Below are 12,828 nucleotides of genomic sequence, written 5' to 3'. Positions count from 1 at the left end.
TAATAATTAATACTATTCTAAAATTCAGAAAGGTTCATATATTTGCATTAAGTACATTGTGATAAATTATTTACGTTGAAGAATATTTCTTTTAACAAATTGATTAAAAGAGAAGTAGCAAATAAATAACTACTTCTCTATCAATTAACATAAAACAAACTCAAATAAATATGTTATTAAAAGAATTTAATATCCTGTATTTTGTGTAATTGTCCCTCCAGATTTATCAATTTCTCCTTGAGGAATTGGGTATAAATAATTATAATCTTGAAAATTTCTTGCTAGTCCTGTAAGTACTGTTTTAGCCGTTTCCCATCTTTTTAAATCGTTAAATCTTTGAGATTCAAAACCTAATTCAACGCGTCTTTCAGACATTATCCAACCTTTAATTTCTTCAGAATTAGTAGAACTCCCTCTATTTGGAAGTGTTCCAATAGGCGTAACAGAACCATCTGCAGTAGGACTTGTTCTAGCTCTTTCTCTAATTTGATTAATTATGGCAATTGCACCAGCATAATCTCCAGTTTCATTTAAAGCTTCTGCTTTCCAAAGTAGTACATCTGCATAGCGGATAAAAACTTTATTACTTGGAGAATCATCATTACCTTTAAAATCTCCTTTTGTATTTCCTAATAATTTTGAAACATTTTGATTAGGTACATCTACAGTATAAAGCAATCTTGGATCATTTGCTTCAAACGCGCTTATAAAGTCTGAACTTGGAGCTATAAAACCCCAGCCTATCAATGCACAAAGTCCATTTCCATTTCTAGGATTTTGATCTGAAATATGATCATAAGCAAAAATTACTTCGTCTTCAGAAAACTCTTTGGTCACATCAAAACTATCAAAATAGTTAGAATTTAAACTATAAAACCCTAACCCTTCTAATTCTGATATGTAGTTAGTTACCATACTCCAATTTTCAGCATATAAAGCTGCTTTGGCTTGTAAAGCAATTACTGCACCTATAGAAACCCTCCATTTTTCGGATGTATTTGAATATTTTATATTAGGAAGTAATGTTTTTGCCTCAGATAAATCTGAATTTATTTGGTTATATATTTCATCTTTAGAAACTCTAATGGCAACATCAAAAGCTTCTTCAAAAGACTTTAGAGGGGTTAGCAATAATGGTACATCTCCAAAATTATTTGCCAAATCGAAATAATAAAATGCTCTTAAAAAATAAGCTTCACCTAATAATTGATTTTTTCGAGAATCACTAATTCCAATCATTTGAGTTATCTCACTATTTGTTAAATAACTAATTGCAAGGTTTATTCTATTTATACCTTCATAATTGTAAAGCCATATTCCATTAAAAGCTCCATTTGAAGGTGTAAAATTAAAACTTCCTAATTCATCTATCCAAGCTTGATCACCATCTGGATTCCATTTCTTATTCATATCATTAGATGCAATATCTTGCAAAATGAAATCGTTTCTTAGTACTGTTCCTCCAGTCCAATCCCAATTTCCAATAAGGTTTAAACTACTTGCAAGTAACTGATATGATGAACTTACCGATGATTCTAAAGTGTTAATTGTTGGACTTGTATCGATTTGATCTAAAGTAAGAAGACCAATAGGTTCTTGTGTTAATTCATCATTACAACTTACAAAAGCTCCAATCAAGAATACTATTATTATACTGTTATATATTGTTTTCATAAATAATGTTTTTAAATTTTAAAACTTAACATTTACACCAAATAAAACTGATTTTGATAATGGGTATGTTCCCATATCTATTAGGTCTGTAGATTCAGGATCTAAGCCTGTATAATTTGTTGCTGTAAATAAATTTTGCCCCGATACATATAGACGAACGTCATTAACTCCTTTTATGGAGTTTATAGAATATCCTACTTCTACATTTTTAAGACGAAAATAAGAAGCATCTTCAACAAAAACACTTGATGTTTTACTACTTCCATTGTCTTCAAAAGCAACTCTAGGTATTGTATTGCTACTACCTTCTCCGTCCCAGGCTCCTAAAACATTTGTAGTATAGTTAAATGGACGTGTGTCGTAGTCAAGAATTTTTTTAGCTTCGTTATATCTATCAACTCCTTCAACTCCTTGAAAAAGAATTGAAAAATCAAAGTTTTTATAAGACGATGAAAAAGAAAGTCCATACGTAAAATCTGGTATTGGACTTCCAATAAATGTTCTATCATCAGAATTAACGATTCCATCATTATTTATATCATCAAATTTAATATCTCCAGGTTTAACACTCGGATTTGGAGTATTACTTAAATGACTGCTTATTTCTCCTTGATTTTGATAAATTCCAATCATTTTATAACCATAATAAGCGTTTAATGATTGTCCAACCTCTGTCCGAGTTACTGACCCTATTAAATTTGGCACATTTGGATGTAATTTCTCGACATTATTTGTTAACGTTCCAATATTAGCGTTTACGCTGTATTTAAATTCGTTACTCGACTCTCTATAATTTAAAGATAGTTCAAAACCTTTATTACTTACCTCTCCTGCATTTACAATTGTTGGAGCAACATTACCAACAATACTTGGCAGTCCAATGGGTAATAATATATCTGAAGTGTTTTTAACAAAATATTCGGCTGAAATTGCCAATTTATTATCCATTAAACCAACATCAACTCCAATGTTTGTGGATTCAGAACTTTCCCATTTTAGATCTTCATTTCCATAGCGGTTTACTACAACTTTACCATCTGTTTGGCTAATTAGTGTTAAAAAGGCATAATTATCAATTTCTTGATTTCCTAATTTTCCCCAACCAGCTCTTAATTTCAAGTTAGATAACCATTTTACGTCTTTCAAGAAATCCTCATCAGAAATTTTCCAACCTGCAGAAACAGAAGGGAAATAACCCCAACGATTTTTTTCTGAAAAACGTGATGAAGCATCAGCTCTTACATTTGCTGTTACCATATATTTATCATTAAACACATAAGATGCAGACCCGAATAAAGAGAACAATGACCATTCCGACGCACTTCCTCCATTCCATAAATCAACTTCTGTCCCTCCATAATCTATATATCTAAAAGTCTCTTCTGTAATAGCAAAACGTGCTCTACTTGCTCCAACTGAAGAACTATAATTATCTATAAACTCTGTACCAACTAAAAAACTAACATCATGAAAATCATTAATATTTTTAACGTAGTTAAGCGTATTATTAAAAGTTATTGTCCGTGTTTCACCTCTTTCCTCATTCAAACTATTTGGTCTATTTTGCCTTCCTAATCCTTTGTCTGTCTCATTACCTCCACCATCATCATCTCCAAAATTTTCTCCAAAAGCTTTATTATGAATAAATGATAAATCTACTCCAACATTGGTTCTTAATTTTAATTCTTTATCTTTCAAAAAAGCATATTCTGCATAAACATTTCCAAACGTTCTAAAATCTTTCCTTACATCATCCGTAAAATATGCCAGAGCTATTGGATTAGAAGTCCATTCGTATTTATCGCTTTCCCAGCCTCCATTATCTCTATTATTATGTACATAAAATGGTAAATCCGTGAATGGATCCTGTGAAGAATATGTAGGATCACTAACATCTTTGAAAACCCCAATTACAGGAGACCTTAATAATGCATGTCTGATAATACCAGGCGCATCTCCTTTTGACGATAATTTATCTTGAGTAGCATACGATAATTGAAGATTTGTTCCAATTTTTAAACGATTTGTTAAATCAGCATTGATATTAGTTCTATAATTTAATTTTTGATATTTATCATTGTCAAATATTACAATCCCATCTTGACCATAATAACCCAATGACATTAAAAATTGAACTTTATCACTTCCTCCACTTGCTGTTAATTGCAAATTTTGAGATTTTCCTGCTTCAAATAATTCATCAAGCCAATCTGTATCTGAAAAATCAGATCTTCCTTTATCTGCAGTATATGGGTTTGAGCCCGATCTATCTGAATTATTCCAAGCTTTCTCTACTGTATTCATATACTGCTCTGCATTTAACATATTAGGTAAATTTGTAGCTTTTTGAATCCCTGTATAATAGCTTATATCAAAACTAATTTTTCCTTTTACACCACTTTTGGTTGTAATTAAAACAACACCTCCAGAAGCTCTAGAACCATAAATGGCTGCAGCTGATGCATCTTTAAGAACGGTCATTGTTTTAATATCCGCTTGATTTAAAAAGGTGATATCTCTTGAAGGGATCCCGTCAACAACATATAGTGGATTGTTATTCCCTATAGTTCCTTCTCCACGAATACGTACTTCAATAGGATCTCCAGGTGCACCGGTACTTGATGTAACTTGTACACCTGCAATTTGACCTTGTAAAGCTTGAGAAACATTGGTCACTCTTGTTTTTTCCAAATCTGCCATATCTACAACAGAAACAGCACCTGTTAAGGTAGATTTTTTTCTAGATGAATATCCTACCAACACAACTTCATCTAAGGTTTGTGCATCTTCCTGCAATACAACATTTACAATGCTCTTACCATTCACAGAAATTTCTTTTGATGTAAACCCTATCATGCTAAAAACCAAAATGGTTTCTGAATCTACATTTTCAATAGTATATTTTCCATCAAAATCTGTTGAAGTACCAGTTAAAGTTCCTTTAACAATAACATTTGCGCCTGGCAATACTCCATTAACATCGGAAACAACACCAGTTATAGTTTGAGCAAATAAAGTACTTCCTACTAACAGTGTCCAAACTAAAAATAAGTTATAAAGAATGTTTTTTTTCATCATAATAAAGAATTAAAATTGTTAGTAATTTGAGTGTTTTTTTTCATGATACTAAATAATTGAGTTAAATAAGTTAATAAGATTTGATTAAGTTTCTATGATTCGAAAACCATATTATAAAGGTAGTTAAGCAATACAATGAATTGTGTACACTATTTAACCAAAAGTGTACACTCAACTTTAAACCACTGTAATTAAGTTTTTTAAATATTTTAATTACTCTGTTTAAATTTTAACTGATAATTTTTAGGAGTACTATCGTACACCTTTTTAAATTCCCTATAAAAATAAGAACGGTTATTAAAACCAGATTGGTAACATACTTCAGATACTGTAAAATTGCTTTTGCGCAATAATTCGGCTGCATGCTTTAACCTAATAGTTCGTATTAAATCTCCAGGAGAAAAGCCGAAAATTTGTTTGATTTTTCGATATAATTGAGAGCTACTAATTCCTAGTTTTTCTTCTATAAACGAACTTTGTAATTTTTCATTTTCTATATTATTGCGTATTAATTCAATTACTTTTCTCAACAATTCCTTCTCATCATTATCTACAGGTAGACTTGTTAAATTTTCTACAAAAGTATCTTGTGATAAATGTTTTAATATCAATTCTCTTTCTTCTAAAAGCTTTTGAACTCTAATTAAAATATGATCTGGATAAAACGGTTTTGGGATATAAGAATTTGCCCCGCTCTCTAATCCTTCAATTCGATGTGAAATTGAGCTTTTTGCTGTAAGCATTATTACAGGTATGTGACATGTTTTATTATCGCTTTTAGTTCTTTTGCATAGTTCTATTCCGTCCATTTCAGGCATCATTACATCTGTAATAATTAAATCTGGAATCATCTTTTTCATAATTTCTAGAGCTATTAAACCGTTACTTGCAGTAACAATTTTATAATTCTCTCGTAATAATTCATCTAGAAATAGTTGTATTTCTCTTTCGTCCTCTACAATTAATATAACCTTACGTTTATCTAAAAGTTCTTCAATTGAAGACATCTTGTTTGGAGTATTTTCTTGTTTATTCTCTATATCATTCAATATATTTTTAAGGTGATGAGAAATTAAAACTTGACTACCCTCTAGGTCCAATTCTTTTTCATTAAATGATTCTTTGCTACAAGGAAGTATTATTGTAAACGTTGTAAATTTATTAGCTTTACTTGAAACTTCAATTTCACCTTTTAATACTGTAACCAGTCGTTTAATATATGCCAATCCAATTCCTGTCCTAAACAAATCTGTATCAGCTTTTTCTCCGCCGTCAGCAAGAAAAAAACGATCAAATAAAGAATTTAACTTTTCTTTAGAGATACCTTTTCCTGAATTAGAAACTTTAATATAAAGTAAATTATTATTAGTATCTACAAAACCAAATTGTAGTTTAATTTTCCCTTTTGGAAGTGTATATTTAAATGCATTTGACAGTAGGTTAAATATAATTTTTTCAATTTTATCTTTGTCAAACCAACCTATCAAACCCGAAGGAAACTCTGCATTAAACTCTATATTTTTATCCAATGCCCATTCATCAAAAAGCTCAGCAATTTGTTCTATTAAATTAACAAGATCAAATTGTTTAACAGAAACTCCCAAATGATCATATTCGGCTTTTCTAAACTCTAATAATTGTTGCGTTAGAAAAAGCAATCTTGAAGAATTTCTTTGAATCATATTAATAAACTTCTGATTTTTTTCGTCAAGGTTTACTGATTCAGTAAGTTTTTGAACTGGTCCAACAATTAAAGTTAAAGGTGTTTGAAATTCATGTGCAATATTTGTAAAAAAAGTAAGACGATTTTGATGAATCTTTTCATCTCGTTTTCTAAAAATAATATTCTGCCTTAATGAATTTTGCTTTTTGTAATAACTCCAAACAAATAAAATAAAAAGCGAAAATAATACAGCATAAATTATAAAAGCTACATTTGATTGCCAAAAAACAGGTTTAATTCTAATATCAATTGCATGTACAGGATTACTCCATATTCCATCACTATTAGACCATTTAACCCATAATGAAAAAGAACCATTAGGAATATTTGTAAATGAAATAATTCTTCTATTATCTATCTCATTCCATTCTTTATCAAAATTATCTAGTTTATATGCATACTTACATTTTTCACTATTTATATATGTTAAGGCTGCCAATTCTATATCTATAAAGTTCTGATTGTGGTCTAATATAATTTTAGGAGCTATTTTTGAATTTGGTGTTATAACAAGATTCTGATAATAAGGTTTTTCTTGATTTTGACCACTTATTTTATTAATAAGGAGACTCGGTATTTTATTTGACTCATTAATTTTTTCGAGAGAAAAATAATTAAACCCCTTAATCCCTCCCATAAAAGCACTATTTGTGAATTTAGATTCATAGTATGAACCATCAGAAAACTCATTATTTTGAAGTCCTTCTTGATTTGTGAAATTGACAAATTTATTTTTAACTGTGTCAAAAGTTGAAATTCCAAAACTTGTACTTAGCCAAAGTGTTTCATTATATCCTCCAATAATTCCGTGAATTGTATTATTTGGTAACCCATCATTTACAGTAAAGTTTTTAAATACAGCTTCATTTTTATTATAACTATCTAAAACATTCAATCCAAAACTAGTTCCAATCCACAATTTATTATACTCGTCATTGTATAGGCTTAAAATATCGTTATTTGACAAACTATTAATGTTTTCTTTATCATTTTTAAAAATCGTAAAAGTTTCTTGTTTTTTGTCAAATAGATTAAGCCCTCCTAATCTTGTTCCAATCCATAATTCTTGTTCATTTTTTGAAATTATAGAAAAAATTATATTACTACTTAATGCCTTATTCCCCCCCCCACCTGCAACATAATTTTTAAAATCAGATATGTAAAATCTATTTTGTTTTCTTTTAATTTTTAAGCGGATCAATCCATATCCATTTGTTCCTAACCAAATATAATCATCACTATCTTGGTAAATTGCATAAATTGATTTAAATAATGGGTAATCTTTTGCATTGCTAATATTTTTCCAATTAGTTAATTTTGAATTTTCTTCATCAAAAATACTTAAACCCTCTCCATCTGTTCCTATAAAAATTAATTTGTTACTCCCATTATATAAAGAAAAAACTGCATTGTTAATTTCGCTATTTTCTTCATCATAAATATTATATGTTAGCTTTTCTTCAATTTCGTTGCTAAATGTTGATTTGAATTGAAACAATCCTTTTCCTTTTGTACCTACAAATAAATCACCATCATCAGTTTCTGCAAAAGACCTTACAATTCCGCCTTCAAACTCTGGAACTTTGTCAATAGAAACTAAATTGAATGCTTTTCTAAATGGATACATTTTAATAAGGCCATCACCATCTGTTCCAACCCAAATTACATTATCAATACCTTGAACTATTGTTGTAATTTTATATTTTTCAAAATTTGAAAAATATGACTTTGATGAAAACTCACCACTAGAAGATATACTTGTATAAGTAGCATTGTTTGATAAAATTAAATCACTTGAAGTATTACCGATAATATTAGTAGCTTTAAAATTTTCAACTTTATTAATTTTATCATTTTGACCATTATATGTTAAAACTTTATTTTCAATTGTTATTAAATACGCTATTTGTTTTGTATACTTTTTAAAAGTTTTAATATTTTTTGCAATCACTTTTGTTTTAGATATAATTTCTTCATCTAACTTGTTTGATTCGAAAGTAATTGAATATAACTCATCATTTTCGTACAAAATTAATAATTCACCAGAGTTTAAAAAGATCATTTCCTTTGCCGCTAACTCAGGAATATTTTTATTTATAATTTTTTTAAATTTATTTCCGTTAAAATAACCTAAACCCCATCCTTTAACTGAACAATAAACAACTTTAGAAGTATCAATAGCCATATTGAATTCATTTTCAGATAAGGTAAATTCGTTTTTGTTTGAAAATTCATAGCGCTGAAAACTGTTTTCATTTTTATTATAACTATTTATACCTCCCATCGTTACAATCCATAGATTTCCAATGGAATCTTGACCTATTTTCAATATTACCTGATTACTTAAACTATTTTCATTATTTAGTTCTGGTCTAAAAATTTTAAAACTCGTTCCGTCATACCTATTTAACCCATCCCAAGTACCTATCCATAATAAATCATCTGAATCTTGAAAGATTGTATTTATAGAACTATTGGAAAGTCCAATAGTATTATCTAATTGTTCAATAAAATATTTTTCATCACCGTTATTTGAAGTAGATTTTAAATTATCATTATTAGTTTCTAAACTTTCTGTATTTTTAACAAAAGGAAATGATTCTTTCTTTTCACCGCAAGAACTAATAATTACTAATATAATTACTAAAAGGAATAAATTTATTTTCAATTTTCTAAATTTTAAGATGACCTAAATGTATTCCCTTTTCTAGAATAAATCAACTTTTAAATTTACTTTCATATTTTTTTAATCTTTCAATTAAGAAACATAATTTAAAGTTTTAAACTAAATTTATATTATGTCGTAAAGAAATTTTTAAGATAATAACATTCTGTCAAATTTATAAACTTATCATTAACGACTTTATTTCATTCAAATTCTATGGTATCTTTAACTCTTTAAAATAAGATATCATTTTTACACTTTAAAAAATGTATTCCAAATTATTTACTAAGAGAAAGGCCATCATAACAATTACCAAAATACAGTATTAACTTCCCTATAGATTCGTTCAAAATTCAATCGTAATTCGGCATCTGAGTATTTATAGTTTTTTTTAGGTATTTCCCTTTTAATAGCTTGTAATTTGAATTGTATCCTTCTATCCTTGCCATCAGCAAAAGCAATAAATTCTCCTTGCTTTAATCTAAAAAAAACGTCTGCTCTTCGTTTTGAAACTTCTTTTTCTCCTTTGGTAACTCTCGTGTCAAAATTTAAATTAAACCCTTTGTTGATACTTGTCGTTTTCATTTTTATGAGCTCAAAAAAGCGTTCATAATATTTTGCTGTATCTGGATCATTAACCTTTCCAAAAAACTGATAGGATAGATTACTCAAAATTGCTTTACTTGCTTTTTCACCGTAGAGCATATCATTCTGTATTTTATCTTGCATTACATAAATTGTTGTAACATCATAGCTTCTTAATGTTGCAGGAATACGATGCATGTTAAGTAATTTTATAGTGGGTGCTTCTTCCATCAATATAAAAGATGCTAGTTGATTTCTGTCACTCATTTGCTTAATAACTGTATGCATTATCATAGCTACAATAGGTGAATATGCCGATTCGTATTTAGGATTGTTGACTATAGAAATTACAGCTGGGTTTTCTTTGTGGTTGATATTGAGTGGTACTTCATCTTTTGACAATGCCATAAATATTTTTTGAGAACCAATTTTCTTAAACGCATTGGCCAATGTGCTCTTCACTCCTGCTGTTTGCTTTTCAGAATCAATCCCATTTATAAAAGCACTTGCCATGCTTTTAGAAGTTAAATCTGTACTTAAAAATTTTACTATTTTTTTTGTATCCATCTGTTGAAATAAAGCAATTAAATGTGGTAGTGTGCAATAGTTGGGATGACTGGTTTTGAGTTTCCAAATAAGTCCACTTAGTAAACCTTCTACTGCATCGGTGAAAAATTTAGAACTTCCTGTTGTTTCTGACATGTTCTGTTCCAATAGATTTTCAATCAATACTCTTGATAGTTCGTTCACACTTTCTTCGTTGGGTAAATATCTTGGCGCAATGGGGTTTACTTTATAATGGATTTCATCAAATGAAATTGTATAAAATTTGGTTGGTTTATTCTTAAAAAGTGGATACGCTATTTCTGTGAGTTCAAAATCTTTATAATCGTGAATGATTCCGCAAAACTCATACTTGCTAAAATGTTGCAGAAAATTATAAATAACACTTTCTGTTTTTCCACTTCCAGCTGATCCTATTATGGATGCACCTCTTTTAATATTTGCTATTTGAAATTTTCCTCGTTTCAATTTAAAAGAAACTCGATACTTTTTATTGGCAGTCATTGATTGTTCTTCATAAAAGAACACATATAATACTATTAGGATCAACAATAGTGGAACTACTATATATAAAATGAAATGTGCTGTTGAAGTGTTCATATACCAATGGAGCTAGATTGAATACCTTTGTGAAGCACTCGTTTTAATTGCTTGATAGCCTTTAACACCAGTTGTACTTTGTTGGTCGGAATATTCATCATTGCTGTATTCATTCCTGTTTTGTTTAATAGTTTAAATGCGATGGCTCTTTGATTGGTTGGCAATCCCATAATACTAGCAAAATATTTATCTGGGTTTTTAATGAATGTTTTTCTAGCTGTATAGGTTTCTACATAATTTCGTTTGTCCCCAAAGAGGTTGTCAAAAGTCTTTTCAGAGTTTTTAAAAAATGCATCACGATTAAAACCACGCTTTACTGGTTTACCATTGAGAACCGTTTCGGATGCTTTGTATTTACTTCCTGGAGATAGGCTGTATTTATTAGACATATCTTTTCTACTCACAATAATATGAATATGACTTTGTGAACCTTCTTTAGGCATTCCTCTTACAATGCGTTTTCCATTCTGCCTGTGAGGAGCTTCTTTGTCTAGCTTGCTGATTTGCGTTTCCATATTTTTAATATTTCCCTCCATTTCACCTCTTTCAATTTTCCGAATGTCGTTTTTGAGTTGTAATATTTTTGTTGCAAAGGGTTGATTTTCTATAATTTTCTTATCTGTGCCTTTGTAAGTTCTTGTATGTTCAATTTTGGCAAAGTATTTTATATCATTTACAGTAACTGGCTCTTCACGATGAAAAGAGTTCGCATAATCTTTCATCACTTCTCGGGTATATCGCTTTAACTGCTCACTACTGTTTTGCAATCGTTTTAATTCATCAGCGCTAGGATTGACCGTAAGGGAATAAAATTTTGGTTCTGTTTTTTTTAGTTTTGCTGTATTGTTATCTATTTCATGAATAACTTGTTTACCTGATATTTCTTCTCCATACTGGTTAAAAAAATATTCCATTTCATCGATGGCTTTACCTTCATTTTCTTTTTCGAGATAGGCTACAAAATCTGCAGCACTTTGTGCAAAATTAGCTCCCAATTTCTGTGCTGTTATTGTGATATACATTTTCCAATCTCAGTTTTAAATTTTCTAATTCTTCTTTGGTGATATTTAATTTAAAATATCCCTTACCAAAACTACTTTTGATATATATTGTCTTTCTAATAATGTCTTCAATATCCTGTTTTAAGACATTGTAATTTTCTTGCTTGGTATAATATGCATTTCGAAAATAGGTCAATTCTTCGGTTTCAGTAGTCAATTTTGGAGTTTCAAAATCATACTCCTCTTCTTCATTTTCTTCATTCGTAACTTCTTCAAAAAGTTTTTTGAGCATTGCTGTTGTCGGCTTTGTTTGGTGTTTTTCAATATTTTTTAGAATCGCTATTACCGCATTAATACGCTTATTTGTTCGTTCATTTTTAACACCCAGATTATCGTTTGGGGAGAGATCGTTCAAATCAAAAAAATTAAGCATCGCTTCCATAGCTTCAGAATGAGTCCTTGCAATTTGAATAGAAAATTTCCTGAATTTGTTTGCTACTTTTATTTTAAATCGTATGGTTGAAAAGGTGTCCATTTTTAAATAATATCTCGTTTTTGACGCAAAAAATGACGGTTTTATTGGGCTCAGAAAGTATTTGCGTCAAATCTATATGTTTACTCCAATTATTAAACTTCACAAACAACTGTATATCAAATAGATAACAGTAAATGATTAACGTAACATCGCGCTAGCGTGTTACCCTCTTGCTTCTCCATTTCTTCACGCTTTAGCGTGAAAAAATTCCAAACATCCTGATTAAAAAATCAGTTGCTTTTTGAACTTTTACAGGCTCTATTAAATGTAGGATTTTATGATTTAAAATTAAAACTTGAATTACATCCAAATGAATTCATTTGGTCGTATAAAATATAATTTGATCTGTTGTTGTTAATTTGAACGTCAGATTTTTAAAAATCTCAATTATTTTTACAAAAAA

The 12,828-nt window shown here is 29.4% G+C and carries 6 protein-coding genes; all 6 read right to left on the bottom strand.

The features are described 5' to 3' along the window. Positions 1-186: 186 nt before the first annotated feature. Positions 187-1,674, bottom strand: coding sequence for a RagB/SusD family nutrient uptake outer membrane protein (locus tag MKD41_RS01620; protein ID WP_240243707.1), 1,488 nt, complete (start codon positions 1,672-1,674; stop codon positions 187-189). Positions 1,675-1,692: 18 nt separating this feature from the next. Further along, positions 1,693-4,752, bottom strand: coding sequence for a SusC/RagA family TonB-linked outer membrane protein (locus MKD41_RS01615; protein WP_240243706.1), 3,060 nt, complete (start codon positions 4,750-4,752; stop codon positions 1,693-1,695). 209 nt (positions 4,753-4,961) lie between these two features. Continuing rightward, positions 4,962-9,143, bottom strand: coding sequence for a hybrid sensor histidine kinase/response regulator transcription factor (locus tag MKD41_RS01610; RefSeq protein ID WP_240243705.1), 4,182 nt, complete (start codon positions 9,141-9,143; stop codon positions 4,962-4,964). 306 nt (positions 9,144-9,449) lie between these two features. After that, positions 9,450-10,889, bottom strand: a complete 1,440-nt coding sequence (locus MKD41_RS01605; RefSeq protein ID WP_240243704.1) for a type IV secretory system conjugative DNA transfer family protein — start codon at positions 10,887-10,889, stop codon at positions 9,450-9,452. Next, positions 10,886-11,911, bottom strand: a complete 1,026-nt coding sequence (gene mobB / locus MKD41_RS01600) for a MobB family relaxase (RefSeq protein ID WP_240243703.1) — start codon at positions 11,909-11,911, stop codon at positions 10,886-10,888. The genes MKD41_RS01605 and mobB overlap by 4 nt, the downstream gene beginning before the upstream one ends. Beyond that, positions 11,874-12,425, bottom strand: coding sequence for a BfmA/BtgA family mobilization protein (locus MKD41_RS01595; RefSeq protein ID WP_240243702.1), 552 nt, complete (start codon positions 12,423-12,425; stop codon positions 11,874-11,876). Before MKD41_RS01595 ends, mobB begins: the two co-directional genes overlap by 38 nt. Positions 12,426-12,828: the final 403 nt, after the last annotated feature.

The organism is Lutibacter sp. A64 (assembly GCF_022429565.1).
GTDB lineage: Bacteria > Bacteroidota > Bacteroidia > Flavobacteriales > Flavobacteriaceae > Lutibacter.
Note: the sequence above shows the minus strand (reverse complement) of the source record. Positions and strands in the feature narration are given on the sequence as shown.